We start from the raw sequence: 20,185 nt of genomic DNA on the forward strand, positions 1-20,185 counted from the left end.
CATGCTGGCCTGGGCCAGCCTACCCCCGCGCCAATGCCCCGGCCAGCGCCTGTTCGAACCGCGCGGCATCGAGCGGGCCAAATCGGGCCAGCACCGCGCCATCGCGGCCATAGATCCGCGTTTCGGGCAGCGCGGTGGGCAAGTCACGCGGGCGCCAGTGGATATCCACGGCACGGACCAGGGCAAAGTGCACGCCCATCCCGCCGGCCAGTATCCGGCTGCGGCTGGCCGCGGTATCGAGCGATATGCCAACCATGCGCAGGCCCTGGTGGCCGTGGCGCGCAAAGGCGGCATCGAGGATCGGCATGTCGGCACGGCACGGGGCGCACCACGTGGCCCAGAAATGCACGACGACGACATCGCGTGCTGCCGGGTTGATGGCAAACGGCGCGCCATCGAGTGTGGTCGTGGCGAGCGGCGGCAGACGGTCGGGCGCGGCTTGGGCCGCCGGGGCAGCCGCCAGGGCGAGCGCGGCCCAAGCCAGCGCAGCAGGCGCCAGCACGGCCCCCTTCACGGACGCTGCCACCCCCGCACGATGGCCAGCAACTGCTCCACATGGGCGATCGGGGTGAACTGGCCGATGCCATGGCCCAGATTGAACACGTGCGGCCGGTCGGCAAAGGCGTCGAGCACGCGCAGCGTCTGGCGCTCCAGTTCGGCCCCGCCGGCCAGCAGCAACAGCGGATCGAGATTGCCCTGCACCGGCAGGCCCGCAGGCAATTCGCGCGCGGCCCACAGCGGATCGATGGTTTCATCCACGCCCACCGCGTTAACGCCGGTTTCGCGGGCATAGGCCACCAGCTTTTCCCCCGCGCCCTTGGGAAACCCGATGACCGGCACATGGGGATAGCGCGCCTGAAGCGCGGCGGCGATGCGGGCGTTGGGCGCAATCACCCAGCGTTCGAATTCCGATGGCGCCAGGCTGCCAGCCCAGCTGTCGAACAGCTGCAGACCTTCCGCGCCCGCGTCCACCTGTCCGGCAAGGTATTCGATGGTCACGTCAACGATGGCGTCGATGATTGCCTGGAACGCGGTGGGATCGCGATAGGCAAGCGCGCGCGTCTCGTGATGATCGCGGCTGCCCTCGCCCGCCACCATGTAGGTCGCCACGGTCCACGGACTGCCCGCAAAGCCCAGCAGGGTGGTCTGTGGGCCCAGGGCGGCCTTTACCCTGCTCACGGTATCATAGATCGGGGCAAGGCGCTGTGGCACCCCCTGGAGGCTCTCCAGCGTGGCATCCACCAGCCGGGGCGACAGGCGCGGGCCTTCGCCGGCGGTGAACGTCAGGTCCTGGCCCATGGCATAGGGCACGATCAGGATGTCGGAAAACAGGATCGCCCCGTCGAAGCCGAACCGGCGGATCGGCTGCAGCGTGATTTCCGCAGCGGCCGGTGCGTCATAGACCAGTTCCAGAAACCCGCCCTTTTCGGCCCGCAGCGCGCGGTATTCCGGCAGATAGCGGCCGGCCTGGCGCATCAGCCAGATCGGCCGGCGGGAAAGGTTCTGGCCGGTGAGCGTTTCGAGAATGGGACCGGGCATCTGTACGTTTTTCCAATCCAATCAAAAAAATAGAATCTTATTAAATGGGATGATGAAGGTAGTTGGCCCTGTGGAAACCGGGGATAGTGAGGCTCTGCCCGATTTGTCCCACATCCTCCACAAAATTCGTGGGGTGCGAATCCGGATGACTCCCGGCGCAAGACAAACTTGTGCCCGTTACCCACAGGCTGTGGGAAAGGCTGTCCCCATGGGGATGAAATGGCCTGGGGATGACTCGCAACGGGGGTGAAATCGCGGGCGAAACTTGTCGTCCGTTTCATCCCGTGGTTTATCCTAGCGCTTTCCACAGGGTTACCCCGGCGGCGCCAGAACAGGGTCTGCCGGCTTCTCGACAAAGGCTATCCATGCAGCGCCTGCACCTTCACCTGCTGTCGGACTCCACAGGTGAAACCCTTGAAATGATTGCAAAAGCGGCTCTCGCTCAGTTCGAGGACGCCGATGTGGTGCGTCATTTCTGGCCGATGGTCCGCTCGCAACAGCATCTAGACCGTATCCTGGGTGAAATTTCCGCCAACCCGGGACTAGTGCTTTTTACGCTGGTCAACACCGAAACGCGTGACCGGCTGGAGCAGCGCTGTGCCACGCTGGGGCTGCCTTGCGTGGCCGCGCTCGATGCCGTGACCAATGCGCTGGAACAGCAATTGGGCCAGGAAGCGCGTGGGCGGCCGGGCCGCCAGCACATGATGGACGAAGCCTATTTCCAGCGGGTGGACGCGATCCAGTTCACCATCGCCCACGACGATGGCGTGGGCTGGGAAAACTGGGAAGAGGCCGACATCCTGCTGGCCGGCGTTTCGCGCAGTTCCAAGACGCCCACGTCGATCTATCTCGCCAACCGTGGCTACAAGGTGGCGAATATCCCGATCGTGGTGGAAAGCCCGCCGCCGCCCACGCTCTACACCGTGCGACGGCCGTTGATCGTGGGGCTGACCACCAGCCCCGAACGGCTGATCGCGGTGCGCCGCAACCGGCTGCTCTCGCTCAACCAGGCGCCAGAGACCGCCTATGTCGATAGCGAGCATGTGGCGCGCGAAGTGCAATATGCCCGGCGGATGTTTGCCGACAACGGCTGGCCGGTCATTGACGTTTCGCGTCGATCCATCGAGGAGACGGCCGCAGCGGTGATCACGCTCTACAACGAGCGCAAGGTTGCCGGTGACGCCAATCCAGGAATGAAGGCCCTATGATCGTGTGTGTTTCATGATAGTGCTGGCTTCGCAAAGCGCCTCGCGCAAGGCCATGCTAGATGCGGCCGGCGTGCCCTATGAAGCGCGCGCTTCGGATGTGGACGAAGGCGAGATCAAGCGCGAGCTGATCGGCGTTCCGGGCTGCCAGGTGGCGCAGATCCTGGCGGAGGCCAAGGCCATGCCGGTTTCGGCGGCGCTGCCCGGCCGGCTGGTGCTGGGCGGGGATTCGCTGGTGGAGGTGTGCGGCCGTTCATTCGACAAGCCGCAGAGCCGGGCCCAGGCGGCCGAGCACCTGCGGTTCTTTTCGGGGCAGACGATGCTGCTGCACAGCGCTGCGGTGCTGCTGCGCGACGGCACAGCCAGCTGGCGCCATTGCGAGACGGCAAAGCTCAAGGTTCGCCGGCTTTCCGACAGCTTTATCGACAGCTATCTCGACAGGGAATGGCCCGCCGTTTCCGGCTGTGTGGGGGTGTTCCGGATCGAGGCGCTTGGTGTGCAGCTGTTCGAAAGCATCGAGGGCAGCCACTTCACCGTGCTGGGCATGCCGCTGATCGCCCTGCTGGCCGCGCTGCGCGAGGCTGGGGAGCTGGCGTCGTGAGCAAGAGCGTGCCTTATGCCGAGGTGATCGGCGATCCTATCGCGCAGTCCAAGTCTCCCGTGATCCACCGCTATTGGCTGGAGCAACTGGGCCTGGCCGGTGATTACTGCCACGCGCACGTGACGGCCCCGGGCCTTGCCGATTACCTTGCCGAGCGCCGCGGCGATCCGGCCTGGCGCGGCTGCAATGTGACCATGCCGCACAAGCAGGCGGTCATCCCCTTGCTTGACCGGCTTGATCCGCTGGCTGCGCGCATCGGCGCGGTCAACACGATCGTGCCCGAAGCCGGCGCGCTGGTGGGTTACAACACCGACGCCCCCGGTTTCATGGAGCCGTTGCAGCCGTGGCTGGACGATGCTCACCTGCTGCGCATGGCGCGCGTGATGGGCACGGGTGGCGCAGCGCGGGCGATCGTGGCCGCGCTTTCGGACGCAGGCTTCATCGTGGTGCTGGCTGGGCGCGATCCGGCCAAGGCACAGGCCCTGCTCGATGAACTGGCGCGCGGCAACAACCACCATGCGGTGGATATCGCCCATTTCGCCGATCCCACCGATTTCGAATTCGATGATCGCCAGGGGCTGTTTGATCTGGTGGTCAACGCGTCGCTGCTCGGCATGGCCGGCCAGCCGGCGCTGGCCTATGACTTGTCGCACACCCCGCCCGGCGCGGTGTTCTATGACATCGTCACCAGCCCGCTGGAAACCGATCTGCTGGCCCGTGCGCGCAGCGCGGGCTTTGCCACGGTGGATGGCCTCGCCATGCTGGTGGGCCAGGCCGACCATGCGTTTCGCCGCTTCTTTGGCGCATTGCCACCGCGCGGCGCGGCCGATGCGGAACTGCGCCGCCGGTTGCTCACGCCCGTTCCGGCATGAGCCGTCCGCCCGTGCGTCCCTTCATCCTGGGCCTGACCGGTTCGATCGGCATGGGCAAGTCTGCCGTGGCGCAGATGCTGCGCGAAGAAGGCGTGCCGGTGTTCGACGCCGATGCGCAAGTGCACCGTCTGCAAGGGCCGGGCGGCGCGCTGCTGCCCGCGATCGAAGCGGCCTTTCCCGGCACCACCGGACCGGCTGGCGTGGATCGCGGCAAGCTGGGCGCGCTGGTCTTCGGTGATCCCGCAGCCCTCGCCCGGCTGGAGCGAATCGTCCACCCGGCGGTGGCTGCGGCACGCGAGTCGTTCCTGATCGAGCACGCCGGGCAGCCCCTGGTGGTGTTCGATATTCCCTTGCTGTTCGAAAAGGGCCATCAGGCGGGGCTGGATGCAGTGGCGGTGGTATCCGCCCCGGCCGATGTGCAGCGCGCCCGCGTGCTTGCACGGCCGGGCATGACCGCCGAAAAATTCGCGCAAATCCTGGCACTTCAGGTGCCTGACGCGGAAAAGCGCGCGCGTGCCGACCATGTCATCGACACGGGCCTGCCGATGGCCCAGACGCGCCGCTTGGTTAACGATCTGGTGCGGCTGCTTGGGGAAAAAAACCCCCGGGGTTGAACCCCGCGCCCCTTGCCAGCCCCCGCCGGCAGGTTCACATATCTTGCATGCGTGAGATCGTCTTCGATACCGAAACGACGGGACTCGATCCGCAGGGCGGTGACCGGCTGGTTGAACTCGGCTGTGTGGAAATGGTCAATCGGGTGCCCACCGGCGCCACGTACCACGCCTATTTCAATCCGGATCGTGATATGCCGGCCGAGGCCGAGGCCGTGCACGGCCTTTCGGCCGCGTTCCTGGCGGACAAGCCCCGTTTTGCCCAATGTGCCGCCGATTTCCTCGAATTCATCGGCGATGCGCCGCTGGTGGCGCACAACGCCGGGTTCGACTTCGGCTTCATCAACGCCGAACTGGCCGCCATCGGCCTGGACCCGGTCAGCCGCGATCGCATGGTCGATACCGTGGCGATCGCCCGGCGCAAGCATCCCGGTGCCAAGCTCAGCCTCGATGCCCTGTGCACGCGCTATGGCATCGATCGCAGCCACCGTACCAAGCACGGCGCGCTGCTCGATGCCGAGCTTCTGGCGCAACTCTATGTCGAATTGATGGGTGGCCGGCAGATCGGCCTGGAACTTGCGGCAGAGGCAAACGTCTCTTCCACAGGCACCGGGGCCGCTGCTGCCGTGGTGGCGGTGGCCCAGGCGGCCGTTGCAACAACCACCCGGATTTTCCGCGAGCCCAGGCCGCATGCGGCCAGCGAAGCGGAATTGGCCCGCCATGCGCAATTCATGGCGGGTATCAGCAACCCGCTCTGGTCGCGCTAAGGCCTGGCTTGCGCCAGCCCGCTTGGCCGGGCCGGCAACCAGGCCCTGCGACCGGATCGGGCCCAAGAAGGAGAGAAGACCCATGGACATTCGCGTTTCGGGACACCAGGTCGATACCGGTGCCGCCTTTGAAGCCCACGCGGCCGATCGGCTTTCCGGCATTGTCGACAAGTACTTCTCCCGCGCGCTTTCCTCGCAGGTCACACTGGGCAAGGCGCCGCACGGAGGATTCCGTTGCGACATCATTACCCATGTGGCGCAAGGGTTGATCCTCAAGGGCAGCGGCGTCGCGCAGGATGCGCACCAGGCGCTGGACCAGTCGGCTGAAAAGATCGACAAGCAGCTGCGCCGCTACAAGCGCCGGATCAAGAACCACTCCGAAGGCTCCGATTTTGCCCGCCGCAGCGAGGAAGCCGCCTATACCGTATTCGTGGTGGAAGAACCCACCGAGGAACACGATGACGCCGAAAGCGCCGATGCGCCCCTGGTGATCGCCGAAACCCGCGTGGACGTGCCCACGGCCACGGTGTCCGATGCGGTGATCATGCTCGATCTGCGCAATACCAATGCCTTGCTGTTCAAGAACGCGGGCACGGGCGTGCACAATATGGTCTATCGCCGCGGCGATGGTTCGATCGGTTGGGTCGAACCGGCCGGCACCTGATATTTTCGGGTTTGCCCGCAAGCTCTACCGGGGCTTGCGGGCCTTGCCGGCAATACCGGCGCATTTCACCCATGATACGATTCGGCGCTTGCATGGGGATCGAATAGAGCGCATGGCGCCGCCAACTTGACTGTGCCTTCACACAGGCTGTGGCGTTTTCCGTTTCATGACCGCACTTTTTTCCATTGATCCTCAAGCTGTCCGCGTGATCCGTGCCGAATCCAAGGCGCAGATTCTGGACACGCTGGCCGATTGCTTTGCCGCGGTGTACCACCTCGATCGCGCGCATGTGCAAGAGCGTATCGAGGAGCGCGAAAACCTGGGCAGCACCGGTTTCGGCCGCGGGGTGGCCATTCCCCATGCGCGGCTTGATGGGCTTGCCCGCCCGGTGGCGGCGTTCCTGCGATTGCAGGAACCGGTCGATTTTGATTCCGCCGACGGCATGCCCGTCGATTGCGTGTTCGGCCTGCTTTCCCCCGAACAGGCCGGTGCCGTGCATCTTCAGGCGCTGGCCGCAATCAGCCGCCTGATGCGCGACGATCGCATGCACCAGCGCCTGAACAGCGCGCCCGATGCCGATGCGCTCTATGCCGTGCTGGTCAACGTGATCGATCGCGACGCGGCCTGAGGCCGGCGGATGTGACGGAGCAGGCCCGCCTTCCCGCCAGGATCGAGGTTTCCGGCTGGATTCGCGCTGCCGAGGCAGCTGGCGGCTTTGCCATGGTGCTGCACAAGGGTGATCCCGACGCGGGCACCATCGCCTTGGTGACATTGGATAATACCACTCCGCAGGGCGGCCTAGCGACCCTGTGGGAGCGCCTGCCACAGCCCGATGGAAGCCGTCCGTGGACCGCCACCAAGGCGCAAGACCCCGAAAGTAAACAAGATTTTAACGACTATATAGGGCGCAGAACCGCGTCTGATCCCGATTTGTGGCTGCTTGAACTGACCATCGCAGACGCACAACAGTTCATCGGGAACTTTGCCGGCCAAGGTTGACTTGGCCCCCTGCGCGGATAGACCACGGCCATCGATTTGCGCAGGCGGCGCCGCTTGGCATGGGGTCTTATGGCGCTGGCACGCAGACGGGGGTTTTCCGTTGTGGCCCATGGGGCAGCGCAACCGGCGTAATCGCCGGAAAAGCGCTGCTGCGCGCCACAAGCGGTCGATCACCGCCCAATGCAGATGGCCGATGACAGATCCTTTCCGCGTTGCCCGCCAGGCCTTTTCCGGCCTGCTCGCTTTGGCAGCGCTGCTTGGCGCCCCCGCAGCCCAGGCCCAGGATTCTGACCATGCCCCTGCCGCCCACCGCGAACTTCAGGTCGTGGTGGCAGAAGGCCCCGCCAACGGGGCCATCACGCTTCCCACCACCGGTCCTGCCACCACCACGCTGCCACCCGCGCGTGGCATGCTGGCCCTGGCCCCGGCACCCTCTGCCGCCAACGCCGCAACGCTGGCTGACCTGGTCGAAGCCACGCCGATGCCGGCCCAGCTTTCTTCCGAGCTGGAATGCCTGGCCGGCGCCGTCTATTTCGAATCCAAGAGCGAAAGCCTGGCGGGCCAACTCGCCGTCGCCCGCGTGATCGTCGCGCGCAGCCAGTCGGGCCGCTATCCGGCTTCGTATTGCGGGGTGGTCTACCAGCCTTCGCAGTTTTCGTTCGTGCGCGGCCACGCCATGCCCATGATCAACCGCACCAGCCGCTTCTGGGCCAATGCCGTGCGCATCGCGGTGATTGCCGATCAGGGCGCCTGGAAAAGCCCGGTGGAAGGCGCGCTGTTCTTCCACGCCGCGCGCGTCTCGCCGGCCTGGGGCAAGACCCGCCTGGCAGCCATCGGCGGGCACATCTTCTACCGCTGATCGTTTCTTAAAGCGCCTTGCCGACGCGGCCGGCCACTTCGTTGACATATTGCCACGCCACGCGGCCGGAACGGCTGCCGCGCCGCTTGGACCATTCCAGCGCATCGGCCGGTTCGAACGGCAGGCCAAGGTCTGCGCAATAGCCGCTGATGATCGCCAGGTAGTCGTCCTGCGTGCAGGCGTGGAAACCCAGCGATAGGCCAAAGCGATCGGCAAGGGCCAGGCGATCGTCCACTGCGTCGCGCGGGTTGATCGGATCGTCCTGCTCGCTCATGTGGCGTTCCACAATCGCGCGCCGGTTCGATGTAACGGCCAGGCGCACGTTGGCCGGGCGTGCTTCCACCCCTCCTTCCAGCCACGAACGTAGCAGGCGCGCGCCTTCGGCGTCACCGGCGTCAAAGCCCAGGTCATCCAGGAACACCAGGAATCGGCGATCCACTTTGCGCAATTGCCCGAACAGCAGCGGCAGGCTGGCATCGGGCATGGCCTGGACCAGGGCGATCGCGCCGGGATGGACGGCATCGGCGGCGTTCACCGCCGCGCGCAACACGGCCGATTTGCCCATGCCGCGCGATCCCCACAGCAGCATGTCATGCGCCGCCGCGCCGCTCGCCAAGCGTGCCACATTGGCGACCACGGCGGCCTTTTGCGCATCGATCCCGCGCATCAGGTCCAGCGCGGGCGCTTCCAGCCTGGCCACGACCCGCCCGGTTTCGCCCAGCCACACATAGGCCGGGTGCGCCAGCCAATCCACCGGGGGCGGCGGCGGCGGGGCAAGGCGTTCCAATGCCTGGGCAATGCGGTCAAGCAGGGGAATGGTCTGGTCGGTCATCACGGGCAACTTTGCTGACAGGGATGCTTTGCAAATACGCGCTGCCGCGATAGCGACGGCAGGCATGACGTCCAACCCCTTTTCCGAACCCGTGTTGCCGCCCGACATGCTTGCCGCCGATGCCGCTGGCGTGGCCGCTGCGGTTGCGGTGCTTGCGCGTGGCGGCACCGTGGCGGTGCCCACCGAGACTGTCTATGGCCTGGCCGCGCGGGCAGACCGCGACGCCGCGGTGGCGGGCATCTATCGCGCCAAGGGACGTCCCGATTTCAACCCGTTGATCGTGCACGTGCCCGATGTGGCCGCTGCCGCGCGCCTGGCCGTGCTGGATGAACGGGCCCTGGCCCTGGCTGACGCGTTCTGGCCGGGCGCCCTCACCCTGGTGGTGCCGCGCCGCGCCGATTGCGGCCTGGCCGCCGCGGTCAGCGCGGGGCTGCCCACTGTGGCCTTGCGCTGCCCGGCCCATCCCGTGATGCAGGCGGTGCTGCGCCAGTCTGGCCTTGCCCTGGCCGCACCCTCTGCCAACCGCAGCGGCGCGATCAGCCCGACCACGGCGGCCCACGTCGCCGCCTCGCTGGGCCGCCGGGTGGACCTGGTGCTGGATGGGGGGGAAACGCGCCAGGGCATCGAATCCACGATCGTTGGCCTGCGGGCCGAAGGTGGCTGGGCCCTGCTGCGCCCTGGCCCGATCACCGGCGAACAGATCGCGGCCGTGCTGGGCGAAGCGGCCGAGCAAGGGGCGGCGCGCGGCATCGAGGCGCCGGGCCAATTGGCAAGCCACTATGCGCCGGGCAAGCCGGTACGTCTGCAAGCGCAGAGCGCGCAAGCCGATGAATTCCTGATCGGTTTCGGGTCCGTTATCGGTGACGTCACGCTTTCCGCTGAGGCAGACCTGGCCGAGGCCGCGGCGCGGCTCTATGCCTGCCTGCACGCGGGCGCGGCCGCACCGCAGCCGCGCATTGCCGTGGCACCCGTCCCCGATGTGGGCATTGGCGCAGCGATCAACGATCGGCTGCGCCGCGCGGCGGCATAGCGCCCGCCACCGGCTCAATGGCTGTTGAGATCGTCCACCACGGCCTGGGCGGCGGTGGCGCGCGAGCAGGCGCGGCGGTTGCCCTTGCGGCAGGCGGCCTGTTCGTTGGCAAGGCGTGCCTGGGCCTTGGCCAGGGCTTGCGCATGCTGCTGGGCCCGCATGGCCTGGGCAGCCGGATCGGGCCGGGTGGGATCGCGCGGGGGCTGGTTCTGCATGGCGCAGCCGGCCATCAAGATCGCCGGGATCGCCAGAAAAATCGCTTTGCGTGTCATATGCCCGCCCGTCATTCTCGTGCCTTTCTCTTGGCCGGCCCCAAGCGATCCGCATTGGTCCTGCCCGCCGCGAAACGAAAAAGGCCGCCGGTGGTTCCGGCGGCCCGTTTCACGTGAAACATCCGAAGGATAAATGCCGATCAGACGGTTTCGTAGTACTTGGGTGCGTGCTCGTTGAGGATCGCCAGGATCTTCTTGAGCGCGGCCGGCTCGTCGGTCTTTTCCATCGCGGCCAGTTCGCGCGCGAGGCGCGAAGACGCGGCTTCGAAGATCTGCCGTTCGGAATAGCTCTGCTCGGGCTGGTCGTCGGCGCGGAACAGGTCGCGCGTCACTTCCGCGATCGAGACGAGATCGCCCGAATTGATCTTGGCTTCATATTCCTGGGCGCGGCGCGACCACATGGTGCGCTTCACCTTGGGCTTGCCCTTGAGCGTGTCGAGCGCTTCGCGCAGCGTCTTGTCCGAAGACAGCTTGCGCATGCCGATCGCTTCGACCTTGTTGACCGGAACGCGAAGCGTCATGCGCTCCTTTTCAAAGCGGAGCACATAGAGCTCCAGCTTCATGCCCGCGATTTCTTCCTGCTGAAGCTCGACCACGCGGCCGACACCATGCTTCGGGTAAACGACGTAATCCCCAACATCGAAGGCAAGAGCCTTGGCTGCCATTTCTTATCCTTTCGACGCCGGCAGACGGGACGGCGGGGGCGGGATGCCCGGCTAGGGAAAAACCATGACGGCGAACCGATATGCCAGCGCCACCCCGCCCTGCCCGGTTTGATGATCCGGCTGCGGGGCTGGTCCCGTGGAGTGCGAACTGGCAAAGAACCGTATGAAGCCCGGCCGGGGCCCTGCGATCGACGAGGCGATCCGATAGCGCGATCCGTCAGCGTTTTCCGTTTGCCGCCTGTTTCTGCCTTCTCGTAACAAAAAGGGCGCCTGGCAAACAATTTGCCCGGCGCTTGATGGCCATATAGCAGCTTTGTGGCAAAATTACCAGACCCGAGCACGCAAAAGGCGCGCGCCGATCGGCCGCACCCGGCAAAACCTGCCGGGGCACCCCTGGTTTTTGGGCCGCCACGGGCCGGATCGGGCCCGTGTGCGGTGGAACGGGGCCCCGATTCCGGCGCCCCGGCGAATCAGTCGCCTTCGCCCGGTTCTGGCGAGAACTGGTTCTCGAACTTGTTGTCCACGCCCTTCCAGGCGTCGGCATCGGCCGGCGCGTCCTTCTTCGTGGTGATGTTCGGCCATTCGGCAGAATACTTGGCATTCAGCTCAAGCCACTGCTCAAGGCCGCTTTCGGTATCGGGCAGAATCGCTTCAGCCGGGCATTCGGGTTCGCACACCCCGCAGTCGATGCACTCGCTGGGGTTGATCACCAGCATGTTGTCGCCTTCATAGAAGCAGTCGACGGGGCACACTTCCACGCAGTCCATGTACTTGCAGCGGATGCAGGCATCGGTGACGACGTAAGTCATGCTGTTGGTATTTCCTCAAGGCTCGATTTGGGGCCGTGCTAGAGGCGTCTGGGGCGCCGCGTCAAGCACCCGATAGCATCCTTGTGCTTCCAGCGCCGGCCCGCGCCGCCCCGGCAGGCTCACGATCTCGATCACGCGCACGGCATTGCGCAGCGGCAGCACCAGCACGTCACCCACTTTAACCCCGGCGCTGCAGCGTTCCACCCGCCGTCCGTTCAAGCGGATATGGCCTTCCTCCACCCAGCCCTGGGCCAGGCTGCGGCTGCCGGCAAAGCGCAGGAACCAAAGCAACTTGTCGATCCGCATCCGTGCTCCCTTGGTGTGATCGGTTCCCTTTATCGCAACAGTGTGGCCAGCGCGGCAAAGGCGCCGGTGGCGGGCGCGGCCGCGGGCGTGCCCGCGCCGCCCTTGCCCCTTGGGGCTGTCTTGGTGCCGGCGCCGCGTGCGCTGGCTTGGGCTGGCGCGCGTGGCGGCCGCCATTCCCACAGCGGCGGTGCGGGCGGCCCGGCCTGGCCTTCGTCCAAGGCGCGGGGCACCTGGGCGCGAAAGCCGGCCTGGCGCAGCAGCGCGGCGTAGGCCGCCGTGGTCAGGCCCATCGAGCGGGCCAGCGCCGGGTCGAGCACGAAGCGGCGGCCGCTGGTGGCCTGGCGCGTGCCATGCGCGGCATGCACCAGGCGCTCTGCCAGATCGACGCGCAGTGCCTGCGGGCCCGCCCGGCGATAGCCCAGTGGCACGGTCTGGCCAGCCAAGACCGGGCCAGCCAAGACCGGGGCCAGGCCCGCCGGTGGCGGTACTGCCGCCAGGCCCCAGACCCGCGCGAGGGCGCACCAGGCCGCAAGCGGCGCAGTGCGCAACGCTGCCGGCACGAAGACATCGAGCGCGCCGACCTGGATCCCGAGCTTGCGCGCCATCGTCCGCTGCGCCGGGGTCAGGTCTTCCAGCCGGGCTGATTCGCGCGGGATCGTTCCCCCCGCTTCGACCAGGTGCAGCGCCAGCGCGCGCAGCGCCGCACCCGCGTCGGGATCGCGCGTGGCATCGGCGAGGCGGCGCAGCGGGCGCAGCGCCGCCGCCATGCTGTGCAAGAGCCAAGCATTGAGCGCGGCCTGCACTCGCTCACGCTCGGCCGGGGGCAGGCGGTCGAGCGCGGGATCGAGCATGAGGCGCGGTTCGAGCAAGCTGCGACCCTTGGCCAACCGCGCCACCGGCATATCGCGCCAGTGGACCTGGCCATCATGCAGCACGAGATCGCGCCCGGCGCGGGCGTCGTCGGCCAGTTCTGCGAGGCGCGCCGCGAGCAGGCCCGGCAGGTGGCGCTCTGCCGCCGCGAGCAGCAACTTGCGATCGGTCGCGCGCGCCAGAGGATCGACCACGAAGCGAAAGCCTTCAAGATGGCCGATCGGCTCGTCATCGACCAGCACGGCGCCGTTTTCGCCCAGCCGCACGGGCAGCAGCGAGGCATCGGCCCCGGCCTTGCGCATCAGCACGGTGGTGCGGCGGTTGACGAAGCGTTCGGTCAGCCGCCCGTGCAGCGCATCGGACAGGCGCGTTTCCACGGCGCGCGCGCGGGCGGCCATCTCGTCGCGCGCCAAGACCCAATCGGGCCGCTGCGCGATGTAGGACCAGCTGCGAATCGCCGAAATGCGCCCTTGCAGCGTGTCGATATCGCCCGATGGATTGTCGAGCTGGGCAATGGCCTGGGCCACGTAATCGGCGCCGAGATAGCCGCCGCGCAGATCCTGCCACAGCCGCGCCACGAAGCGGGCGTGGGTTTCGGCGCCTTGCTGGCGAAAATCGGGCAGCGAGCAGACGTGCCAGAACCGTTCCACGTTGCGCGATCCCCGCACCGTCCCAGCCACGTCCGGCTCCTCCGCCAGGCGGCGCAACACGGCCAAGTCGATCGCCTCGGGTGGCGTGGCCAGTTCGGGCCGGGGCGGCGGGCTTTCCAGATCGGCGATCAGCGTGGCGAGCGTATCGAAGCGCGGCTCCGCCTCGCGCCAGAACAGCCGGGTCAACGGGGGAAAGCGATGCTCTTCGATGGCATAGACTTCCTCGTCGGTGAATTCCGGGTCGCGCCCGCCCGTTCCGGCAAGCGTGCCGAACGTGCCGTCCTTGTGGTGCCGCCCGGCGCGCCCGGCGATCTGGGCCATTTCCGCCGTGGTCAGCCGGCGGTGGCGGTGCCCGTCGTATTTCGACAGGCCGGCAAAGGCGACATGCTCCACATCGAGGTTCAGGCCCATGCCCACGGCATCGGTGGCGACGAGGTAATCGACCTCGCCCGACTGGTACATCGCCACCTGGGCGTTGCGCGTCTGCGGGCTGAGCGCGCCCATCACCACCGCCGCGCCGCCGCGAAAGCGTCGCAGCATCTCGGCCATGACATAGACCTGCTCGGCCGAAAACGCGACGATCGCGCTGCGCGGAGGAATGCGGCTGAGCTTTTTCGCGCCGACATGGCTGAGCGTGGAAAAGCGCGGGCGGGTTACCACTTCGGCCTGCGGCACCAGCGCCTTGACCATGGGTTCGAGCGTCGCCGAACCCAGCAGCATCGTCTCTTCGCGGCCGCGCGCGTGCAGCAGGCGATCGGTGAAGATGTGGCCGCGCTCGGGATCGGCGGAAAGTTGCGCTTCGTCGAGCGCTACGAAGGCCAGGTCGGGCCGCGCGGGCATGGCCTCGGCCGTGCACAGCAGCCAGCGCGCGTCCTTGGGCTCGATTCGCTCCTCGCCGGTGATCAGGGCAACCTGGGCCGGCCCCTTGATCGCGCAGACGCGGTCATAGACCTCGCGCGCCAGCAGCCGCAGCGGAAAGCCGATCGCGCCGGATGAGTGAGCGCAGAGGCGCTCGATCGCCAAGTGCGTCTTGCCGGTGTTGGTGGGGCCAAGCACGGCCTTGACGCTGCCGCTGGAAGGGCGATTCGCCGACGAGGTCACTCGCGGAGAGGCGGGCACGCGGTTGGCCATATCGCCAAATGTGGCGGCGGCATCCCGCCCACGCAAGAAGGCGCGGAGGATTTATCCCCCGCGCCCTTGGTTCCTGTGTTGAAAACCGGACGGAACGCCCGGCATTCAAAGCCGGTCAGGCGTCGTAGTCTGCACCCAGCGAGGTGTTGCGCACCGGCGCTGCGGCCGTGATGCGCAGCGCTTCGGCCGACTGCGAAAGCGAGCCGATTTCATCGACTTCATCATCGTCATCGGGCAGCACGCGCTGCAGCGACTGGATGAGGTTTTCCTTGAGGATGGTGGGCCGCACGGTTTCTTCGGCGATCTCACGCAGGGCCACGACCGGGTTCTTGTCGCGGTCGCGATCGACGGTGAGTTCGGCACCGCCCGAAATCGCGCGGGCGCGCTCGGCGGCCAGCAGGACCAGATCGAAACGGTTGGGAACCTTGTCGACGCAATCTTCGACGGTAACGCGCGCCATGGGCACTCCGAAAAATAGGAATGAGCGGGAAGAGCGTGCAGCTAGGTAGCCGTGGCCGAAAAGTCAAGGAAATTGGCATCCAGCCGCCCGGTGCCCCGGCACGGCGCCCGTCCCGTGGCACGCGCTCGGCGCAAACCGCGAATCGTCATGTCCAAGTGGTGCAATCGCTGCGATGACAAAAGAGTTGTTTGATTTTTGTCGGAACTGCGCAAACAAAGGTAACGTAAAGGCAAGACTTGATAGATAGGTTCGACAATACCGGGATCGTGTGCACCCGGCCAAAAGGGGAACCGCACGCATTGGAGACCAGGGCCGTGGCCCAGCGCAACGATCTGCCCGATCCACCCGGGCATGACATCGCCGCCCCTTCCACCGGTGCCGAGATGCGCGCCGCGCCCCGCTTCACCCTGCTGATCCGTGCCGCCAAGCTGATCGTCGATGGCCGCGAATTCCTGTGTATCCTGCGCGATGCTTCGGCCACCGGCGTCAAGATCCGGCTGTTCACGCCGATTCCCGATCACCAGACCCTGGCGATCGAGCTTGGCAACGGCGATCGCCACGACGCGCGCCTGGTGTGGACCACGGGCGATCATGCCGGCCTGCAATTCCTTGAAGAAGTCGACGTCCAGCGCCTGATCGACGAACACGACGGCCCCTACCCGCGCCGCCAGGTGCGCCTGCGCCTGGTGCTCGATGCGGTGCTGCATTCGGGCGGGGAAAGCGTGCACGTGCAGTTTCACGATATTTCGCAGCAGGGCGCCTGCATCGAATGCGAAAAGTGGCTGATGGTGCACGAACTGGTGCGGCTGGATACCGGCGTGATGCAACCGATCTATGCCAAGGTGCGCTGGCGCAACCACCCGCGCTATGGCCTGGTGTTCGAACAGACTTTCAAGCTGGACGAACTGGCCCGCATTTCCGCTCCGCTGCAATTGAGCCAGGCTTTGGCCGAAGCGGCGCGGCGCAAGGGCCGGCCCGGTTGAGCGCGCGCGCGGGTCTGCCACCCCGCGCCAAATCCGGATGCACCCGGCAAGGACTGCTTAACGTTAACCGTCCTTTATCCATTTTCCGGCATCCCGCTTTCATCAGCGAAACCGCTTGGACGGGGCATGGGATGGTTAACGGTTTGAGCACGGCTGCCGGGGATGGCCGTCAATATGATGTTGATGTGGCGATCATCGGGGCTGGGCCTGCGGGCCTGACGGCGGGCTATCTCCTCACCAAGCAGGGCCTGTCGGTGGCGATCATCGAAAAGGACACGCGTTACGTCGGCGGGATCAGTCGCACGGTGGAACACGATGGCTATCGCTTCGACATTGGCGGGCATCGCTTCTTTTCCAAGTCGCAGGCCGTGGTGGACCTGTGGAACGAGATCCTGCCCGACGATTTCATCCAGCGCCCGCGGATGAGCCGCATCTATTACGAGGGCAAGTTCTATTCCTATCCGCTGCGGGCGTTCGAGGCACTGTTCAACCTGGGGGTGATTCGTTCCACGCTGTGCATGGCCAGCTATGTGAAGGCCAAGGCCTTCCCCAAGAAGACCGTGCGCAGTTTCGAGGACTGGACGACCAATCAGTTCGGGCAGAAACTCTATTCGATCTTCTTCAAGACCTATACTGAAAAGGTCTGGGGCATGCCCTGCAACGAGATGAGCGCCGACTGGGCCGCGCAGCGCATCAAGGGGCTTTCGCTCGGCGCCGCCGTGCTCGACGGGTTCAAGCGCAGCCTGGGCCTCAACAAGAAGCCCAACGACGGCATGGCGACCAAGACTCTGCTGGAAACCTTCCGCTATCCGCGCCTTGGGCCGGGCATGATGTGGGAAGCCGCGCGCGACAAGATTCTCGCCAAGGGCGGCCACATCCTGATGGGCCACGCGATGAAGCAGCTGGCGGCCGATGGCCAGGGCGGCTGGCGCCTGGCGGCGACGCGCGCCGATGGCGGCGAGACGACGATCCGCGCGCGCCACGCCATTTCCTCGGCCCCGATGCGCGAGCTGGCCGCGCGGATGCACCCGCTGCCGCAGACCACGATCGAGGCCAACGAGCTGAAGTACCGCGATTTCCTTACCGTGGCGCTCAAGATCCGCTCGGAAGACCTGTTTCCCGACAACTGGATCTACATCCACGACAGCAAGGTGAAAGTCGGCCGCATCCAGAACTTCCGCTCGTGGTCGCCCGAAATGGTGCCGGACGACAGCGTGGCCTGCGTGGGCCTGGAATACTTCTGCTTCGAAGGCGACGACCTGTGGGCATCGAGCGACGAGGACCTGATTGCCCTCGCCACGCGCGAGATGGACATCCTGGGCCTCGTGCGCCCGGACCAGGTGATCGGCGGCGTGGTGGTACGCCAGGAAAAGGCCTACCCGGTCTATGACGATACTTATGCCGCCAACGTCGCGGCCATGCGCGCCGAACTGGAAGCGGCCTATCCCAGCTTGCACCTGGTGGGCCGCAACGGCATGCACCGCTACAACAACCAGGACCACGCGATGATGACGGCGATGCTCACGGTGGAAAACATCGTGGCCGAACGCCGCGTCTATGACACCTGGTGCGTCAACGAAGACGCCGAATATCACGAAGCCGGTGCCGAAGGCGACGAAAGCGGGTTGCCCACGACACGCCCGGTCACGCCCGACCAGGCCGCCGCGCTGGCATCGGTGCGCGCGGTTCCGGCGCGGATTAATCCGGCTGCCGATCGGCGCGCGGCCTGAACGCTTGTGGGTTCCGCCCGGATACGTGAAGTATCCGGGCGGACTGCCCGTTCGACCAAAGGCGATGGTGATGATGGCAATGGTCATGCCCCTTTTCCAGCGCGTCAGCCAGTACACGCTGGTGCGCTATATCCTGGCCAGCGTCGGGGCGCTGGCGGTGGACATAGGCAGTTTCCTCGCGCTGTTGTCATTCGGCGTGCCGGCCGTGGCGGCTTCGGCGCTAGGCTATGCCCTGGGCATCGCGGCGCATTGGCTGCTGTCGAGCCGGGCGGTGTTCGCCGACAGCGTGGCGCAGACCGGGCCGGCCCGCGTGCGCCAGCAGGCGCTGTTCGTGGGATCGGCGCTGGTCGGCCTGGCCATCACGACCGTGGTGGTCGGCGCCATGGCGCACCTGGGCCTTGATCCGCGCCTGGCCAAGATCCTGGCCATCGTCCTCAGCTTTGCCGCAACCTGGGTCCTGCGCAAGCAGGTGGTGTTCCGCGCATGACCACGCTGGCCGCGTCGCCGAAGGTCGATCTGCGGGCGTCAATGCCGCTGGGGGCCGAAACCGCCCACCCGGCCCCGATCTGGCGTTCGATCCTGCTCTTCTGGGCGCTGATCGTGGCGCTGCAGATGCTGGTGCAGGTGCCCAATATCCTGGCCGTGCGCATGGGCGATCCCGATGACGTGCTGCGCCTGGTCCAGGTGCGCGATTTACTGGCCGGCCAGGGCTGGTTCGACATGCACCAATATCGCGTCATGGCGCCCGAAGGCGTGCTGATGCACTGGTCGCGCCTGGTCGATATCCCGCTTGCTGCCGTCATTGTGTTGTTCCGCCCGCTGATCGGCCAGGCGGGCGCGGAAATGGCCGCGCTGCTGATCGTGCCGGCGCTGACCGTGCTGTGCACCCTGGCGCTCACCATGCACACCGCCAACCGTCTGTTCGGGCGCCATGCCGCGCTGATGGCCGGGGTGGTGGTGGGCCTTTCGGGCACGATGCTGCACCAGATGCAGCCGCTGCGCATCGATCACCATGGCTGGCAGATCGTGGCCGCGCTGGGCGCCATGGCCGGGTTGCACGCGCGCGATCCGCGCCGGGGCGGCTGGGTCATCGGCCTTTCGCTGGCCGCAGGACTGACGATTTCCCTGGAAGGGCTGCCGCTGGCCGCGCTGTTCATCGGCGCCATGGCGCTGCGCGCGATCGTGTCTGCACCGCAATCAGCCGCCTGGCAGCGCCTGGGCCATGCCGCGCTGGCGTTGGCGGTCGGCACCGCCGCTCTGTTCCTGGCGTGCCGGGGGCTGGCCGATCTGGCGCAGCATTGCGATGCGGTTTCACCCATGCACCTGGCCGCGCTGGGCTGGGCCGCGCTGTGGTGCGCTGGCCTTGCCCGCTGGCAGCCGCGTTCGCCGCTGTTGGCGCTGGCCGTGCTGGCCGTGGCGGCCGGTGGCGCCGCCGCGATGATCGCGGGCGCGGCCCCGCAGTGCGTGACCGGCGCGTTTGGCGGCATGGACCCCTTCGTCAAGACACACTGGCTGGACAACGTGCGCGAAGGGCGCCCGGTGTGGGAAAACTCGCTGCAAAGCTTGTTTGCCCTGATCGGCGTGGTGCCGGTGGGGCTGTGGTCGTGCTGGTGCCTGCTCCGGCGCGCAGAAACGCGGGCCGAGCAACTGCGCTGGGCCGAACATGCCCTGATCCTGCTGGGGGCCACGGCAGTGGGCCTGCTCGTCAGCCGGGCGATGATCACCGCCGTGGCGCTGGCCATCGTGCCGGCGGCCTGGCAGGTTTCGCAATGGCGCCAGCGCGCCGTGGCGCAGGCCAGCAATTGGCGCCGCATGGGCTATAACCTGGTGATCCTGGTCACCGTGCTGCCGGTCGTGCTGGTGGCCGTGCCGACGGCGGCACTGGCCGCGATGGGCCATCGCAGCCAGGAACGCGCCAAGAGCCTGGGCACCTTGAGCGGGTGCGATTTCACCACCGGCCTGGCCCCGCTCAACGCCATGCCGGTCACCGATATCTTCGCGGCGGTCGATATCGGCCCCAATATCTTGCAGCGCACGCACCAGCGCGTGGTCGCCACCGGCCATCACCGCGCCGCCGTCGCCATCGGCGATGTCATGCACGCGTTCATGGCCCCGCCCGACCAGGCGCTGGCCTATGTGCACAAGCGCCACGCCACGCTGGTGGTGGCCTGCACGGTGGCGCCCGAACTGCGCATCTACCGCGACTATGCGCCCGATGGCCTGGCCGCGCGGCTCCTGGCCGGCAAGCCCCCGGCGTGGTTGCAGCCGGTGCCCGTGCCGCCGGGAAGCAAGCCCAGCAATATCGCCATCTGGCGGGTTGTGGGCTGAAC

23 protein-coding genes are annotated in these 20,185 nt (G+C 66.8%); 14 read left to right on the top strand and 9 right to left on the bottom strand.

The window, feature by feature from the left end; translation table 11 throughout:
- Nucleotides 1-19: 19 nt before the first annotated feature.
- A complete protein-coding gene (locus R9J51_RS03505) occupies nt 20-502 on the bottom strand; it encodes a TlpA family protein disulfide reductase (RefSeq protein WP_432787810.1) in 483 nt (160 codons plus the stop codon).
- A gap of 8 nt (nt 503-510) precedes the next feature.
- Nucleotides 511-1,539, bottom strand: a complete 1,029-nt coding sequence (gene hemE, locus R9J51_RS03510) for a uroporphyrinogen decarboxylase (RefSeq protein WP_179505884.1) — start codon at nt 1,537-1,539, stop codon at nt 511-513.
- A gap of 365 nt (nt 1,540-1,904) precedes the next feature.
- Between hemE and R9J51_RS03515 the strand changes: the two genes are divergently transcribed.
- From R9J51_RS03515 to R9J51_RS03555, 9 genes are all read left to right on the top strand, one after another.
- Nucleotides 1,905-2,747: a pyruvate, water dikinase regulatory protein gene (locus R9J51_RS03515; RefSeq protein WP_168555731.1), complete on the top strand. Its 843-nt coding sequence runs from the start codon at nt 1,905-1,907 to the stop codon at nt 2,745-2,747.
- 13 nt (nt 2,748-2,760) lie between these two features.
- Nucleotides 2,761-3,345 carry a Maf family protein gene (locus tag R9J51_RS03520; RefSeq protein WP_169475701.1) on the top strand — a complete coding sequence of 195 codons (585 nt, stop codon included), beginning with the start codon at nt 2,761-2,763 and terminating at the stop codon, nt 3,343-3,345.
- Nucleotides 3,342-4,217 carry a shikimate dehydrogenase gene (locus R9J51_RS03525; RefSeq protein ID WP_179505885.1) on the top strand — a complete coding sequence of 292 codons (876 nt, stop codon included), beginning with the start codon at nt 3,342-3,344 and terminating at the stop codon, nt 4,215-4,217. Before R9J51_RS03520 ends, R9J51_RS03525 begins: the two co-directional genes overlap by 4 nt.
- Nucleotides 4,214-4,831, top strand: a complete 618-nt coding sequence (gene coaE, locus R9J51_RS03530; protein ID WP_179505886.1) for a dephospho-CoA kinase — start codon at nt 4,214-4,216, stop codon at nt 4,829-4,831. The genes R9J51_RS03525 and coaE overlap by 4 nt, the downstream gene beginning before the upstream one ends.
- A gap of 47 nt (nt 4,832-4,878) precedes the next feature.
- Entirely contained in the window at nt 4,879-5,595 is a 717-nt protein-coding gene (dnaQ, locus tag R9J51_RS03535) for a DNA polymerase III subunit epsilon (protein ID WP_168555735.1), read from the top strand.
- An 82-nt stretch (nt 5,596-5,677) separates the two neighbouring features.
- Nucleotides 5,678-6,259 (top strand): ribosome hibernation-promoting factor, HPF/YfiA family, encoded by a 582-nt coding sequence (gene hpf, locus R9J51_RS03540; protein WP_169475698.1) that lies wholly within the window; start codon nt 5,678-5,680, stop codon nt 6,257-6,259.
- Nucleotides 6,260-6,425: 166 nt separating this feature from the next.
- Nucleotides 6,426-6,887: a PTS sugar transporter subunit IIA gene (locus R9J51_RS03545; protein ID WP_168555737.1), complete on the top strand. Its 462-nt coding sequence runs from the start codon at nt 6,426-6,428 to the stop codon at nt 6,885-6,887.
- Between the two features lie 11 nt (nt 6,888-6,898).
- The gene (locus tag R9J51_RS03550) at nt 6,899-7,258 is read left to right on the top strand and encodes a DUF1491 family protein (protein ID WP_168555738.1); all 360 of its coding nucleotides are present in this window, start codon (nt 6,899-6,901) and stop codon (nt 7,256-7,258) included.
- Between the two features lie 193 nt (nt 7,259-7,451).
- Nucleotides 7,452-8,117, top strand: a complete 666-nt coding sequence (locus tag R9J51_RS03555) for a cell wall hydrolase (protein ID WP_179505887.1) — start codon at nt 7,452-7,454, stop codon at nt 8,115-8,117.
- A gap of 7 nt (nt 8,118-8,124) precedes the next feature.
- On the opposite strand, the gene R9J51_RS03560 is transcribed toward R9J51_RS03555, so the two are convergent.
- Nucleotides 8,125-8,949, bottom strand: a complete 825-nt coding sequence (locus R9J51_RS03560) for an ATP-binding protein (protein WP_179505888.1) — start codon at nt 8,947-8,949, stop codon at nt 8,125-8,127.
- A 64-nt stretch (nt 8,950-9,013) separates the two neighbouring features.
- Between R9J51_RS03560 and R9J51_RS03565 the strand changes: the two genes are divergently transcribed.
- Nucleotides 9,014-9,979 carry an L-threonylcarbamoyladenylate synthase gene (locus R9J51_RS03565; RefSeq protein ID WP_169475694.1) on the top strand — a complete coding sequence of 322 codons (966 nt, stop codon included), beginning with the start codon at nt 9,014-9,016 and terminating at the stop codon, nt 9,977-9,979.
- Between the two features lie 14 nt (nt 9,980-9,993).
- Here the strand turns inward: R9J51_RS03565 and R9J51_RS03570 are convergent, their stop codons facing one another.
- The 6 genes from R9J51_RS03570 to rpoZ form a co-directional block, all read right to left on the bottom strand.
- Nucleotides 9,994-10,251 carry a hypothetical protein gene (locus R9J51_RS03570; protein WP_168555742.1) on the bottom strand — a complete coding sequence of 86 codons (258 nt, stop codon included), beginning with the start codon at nt 10,249-10,251 and terminating at the stop codon, nt 9,994-9,996.
- A 140-nt stretch (nt 10,252-10,391) separates the two neighbouring features.
- On the bottom strand, nt 10,392-10,916 hold the full coding sequence (locus tag R9J51_RS03575) for a CarD family transcriptional regulator (RefSeq protein ID WP_022675317.1): 525 nt from the start codon (nt 10,914-10,916) through the stop codon (nt 10,392-10,394).
- Between the two features lie 470 nt (nt 10,917-11,386).
- Nucleotides 11,387-11,725: a ferredoxin FdxA gene (gene fdxA / locus R9J51_RS03580; protein ID WP_168555743.1), complete on the bottom strand. Its 339-nt coding sequence runs from the start codon at nt 11,723-11,725 to the stop codon at nt 11,387-11,389.
- Between the two features lie 15 nt (nt 11,726-11,740).
- On the bottom strand, nt 11,741-12,031 hold the full coding sequence (locus R9J51_RS03585; RefSeq protein WP_168555744.1) for an RNA-binding S4 domain-containing protein: 291 nt from the start codon (nt 12,029-12,031) through the stop codon (nt 11,741-11,743).
- A 29-nt stretch (nt 12,032-12,060) separates the two neighbouring features.
- Nucleotides 12,061-14,682 (bottom strand): helicase-related protein, encoded by a 2,622-nt coding sequence (locus R9J51_RS03590; protein WP_179505889.1) that lies wholly within the window; start codon nt 14,680-14,682, stop codon nt 12,061-12,063.
- A 115-nt stretch (nt 14,683-14,797) separates the two neighbouring features.
- Nucleotides 14,798-15,142 (bottom strand): DNA-directed RNA polymerase subunit omega, encoded by a 345-nt coding sequence (gene rpoZ / locus R9J51_RS03595; protein ID WP_168555746.1) that lies wholly within the window; start codon nt 15,140-15,142, stop codon nt 14,798-14,800.
- A gap of 314 nt (nt 15,143-15,456) precedes the next feature.
- Here rpoZ and R9J51_RS03600 point away from each other — a divergent pair, with 314 nt between their 5' ends.
- The 4 genes from R9J51_RS03600 (at nt 15,457) to R9J51_RS03615 (ending at nt 20,183) form a co-directional block, all read left to right on the top strand.
- Nucleotides 15,457-16,125 carry a PilZ domain-containing protein gene (locus R9J51_RS03600; protein WP_248290481.1) on the top strand — a complete coding sequence of 223 codons (669 nt, stop codon included), beginning with the start codon at nt 15,457-15,459 and terminating at the stop codon, nt 16,123-16,125.
- A 131-nt stretch (nt 16,126-16,256) separates the two neighbouring features.
- A complete protein-coding gene (locus R9J51_RS03605) occupies nt 16,257-17,855 on the top strand; it encodes an NAD(P)/FAD-dependent oxidoreductase (protein ID WP_179505890.1) in 1,599 nt (532 codons plus the stop codon).
- 85 nt (nt 17,856-17,940) lie between these two features.
- Nucleotides 17,941-18,342 (top strand): GtrA family protein, encoded by a 402-nt coding sequence (locus R9J51_RS03610; RefSeq protein ID WP_432787813.1) that lies wholly within the window; start codon nt 17,941-17,943, stop codon nt 18,340-18,342.
- Nucleotides 18,339-20,183 (top strand): hypothetical protein, encoded by a 1,845-nt coding sequence (locus R9J51_RS03615; RefSeq protein WP_179505892.1) that lies wholly within the window; start codon nt 18,339-18,341, stop codon nt 20,181-20,183. The genes R9J51_RS03610 and R9J51_RS03615 overlap by 4 nt, the downstream gene beginning before the upstream one ends.
- The last annotated feature ends 2 nt before the right edge of the window (nt 20,184-20,185 follow it).

Origin of the sequence: Novosphingobium rhizosphaerae (assembly GCF_050920675.1) — a bacterium.
Lineage (GTDB): Bacteria > Pseudomonadota > Alphaproteobacteria > Sphingomonadales > Sphingomonadaceae > Novosphingobium > Novosphingobium rhizosphaerae.

Excerpts from the sequence above, each read along its gene's own strand:
- R9J51_RS03615 (WP_179505892.1), top strand. The coding sequence starts at position 18,339 with ATGACCACGCTGGCCGCGTCGCCGAAGGTCGATCTGCGGGCGTCAATG.
- R9J51_RS03560 (WP_179505888.1), bottom strand. The coding sequence starts at position 8,949 with ATGACCGACCAGACCATTCCCCTGCTTGACCGCATTGCCCAGGCATTG.
- dnaQ (WP_168555735.1), top strand. The coding sequence starts at position 4,879 with ATGCGTGAGATCGTCTTCGATACCGAAACGACGGGACTCGATCCGCAG.
- R9J51_RS03570 (WP_168555742.1), bottom strand. The coding sequence starts at position 10,251 with ATGACACGCAAAGCGATTTTTCTGGCGATCCCGGCGATCTTGATGGCC.
- hemE (WP_179505884.1), bottom strand. The coding sequence starts at position 1,539 with ATGCCCGGTCCCATTCTCGAAACGCTCACCGGCCAGAACCTTTCCCGC.
- R9J51_RS03515 (WP_168555731.1), top strand. The coding sequence starts at position 1,905 with ATGCAGCGCCTGCACCTTCACCTGCTGTCGGACTCCACAGGTGAAACC.
- R9J51_RS03585 (WP_168555744.1), bottom strand. The coding sequence starts at position 12,031 with ATGCGGATCGACAAGTTGCTTTGGTTCCTGCGCTTTGCCGGCAGCCGC.
- R9J51_RS03545 (WP_168555737.1), top strand. The coding sequence starts at position 6,426 with ATGACCGCACTTTTTTCCATTGATCCTCAAGCTGTCCGCGTGATCCGT.
- R9J51_RS03575 (WP_022675317.1), bottom strand. The coding sequence starts at position 10,916 with ATGGCAGCCAAGGCTCTTGCCTTCGATGTTGGGGATTACGTCGTTTAC.
- R9J51_RS03520 (WP_169475701.1), top strand. The coding sequence starts at position 2,761 with ATGATAGTGCTGGCTTCGCAAAGCGCCTCGCGCAAGGCCATGCTAGAT.
- rpoZ (WP_168555746.1), bottom strand. The coding sequence starts at position 15,142 with ATGGCGCGCGTTACCGTCGAAGATTGCGTCGACAAGGTTCCCAACCGT.
- hpf (WP_169475698.1), top strand. The coding sequence starts at position 5,678 with ATGGACATTCGCGTTTCGGGACACCAGGTCGATACCGGTGCCGCCTTT.
- R9J51_RS03610 (WP_432787813.1), top strand. The coding sequence starts at position 17,941 with ATGCCCCTTTTCCAGCGCGTCAGCCAGTACACGCTGGTGCGCTATATC.
- R9J51_RS03605 (WP_179505890.1), top strand. The coding sequence starts at position 16,257 with ATGGTTAACGGTTTGAGCACGGCTGCCGGGGATGGCCGTCAATATGAT.
- fdxA (WP_168555743.1), bottom strand. The coding sequence starts at position 11,725 with ATGACTTACGTCGTCACCGATGCCTGCATCCGCTGCAAGTACATGGAC.
- R9J51_RS03555 (WP_179505887.1), top strand. The coding sequence starts at position 7,452 with ATGACAGATCCTTTCCGCGTTGCCCGCCAGGCCTTTTCCGGCCTGCTC.
- R9J51_RS03590 (WP_179505889.1), bottom strand. The coding sequence starts at position 14,682 with ATGGCCAACCGCGTGCCCGCCTCTCCGCGAGTGACCTCGTCGGCGAAT.
- R9J51_RS03565 (WP_169475694.1), top strand. The coding sequence starts at position 9,014 with ATGACGTCCAACCCCTTTTCCGAACCCGTGTTGCCGCCCGACATGCTT.
- coaE (WP_179505886.1), top strand. The coding sequence starts at position 4,214 with ATGAGCCGTCCGCCCGTGCGTCCCTTCATCCTGGGCCTGACCGGTTCG.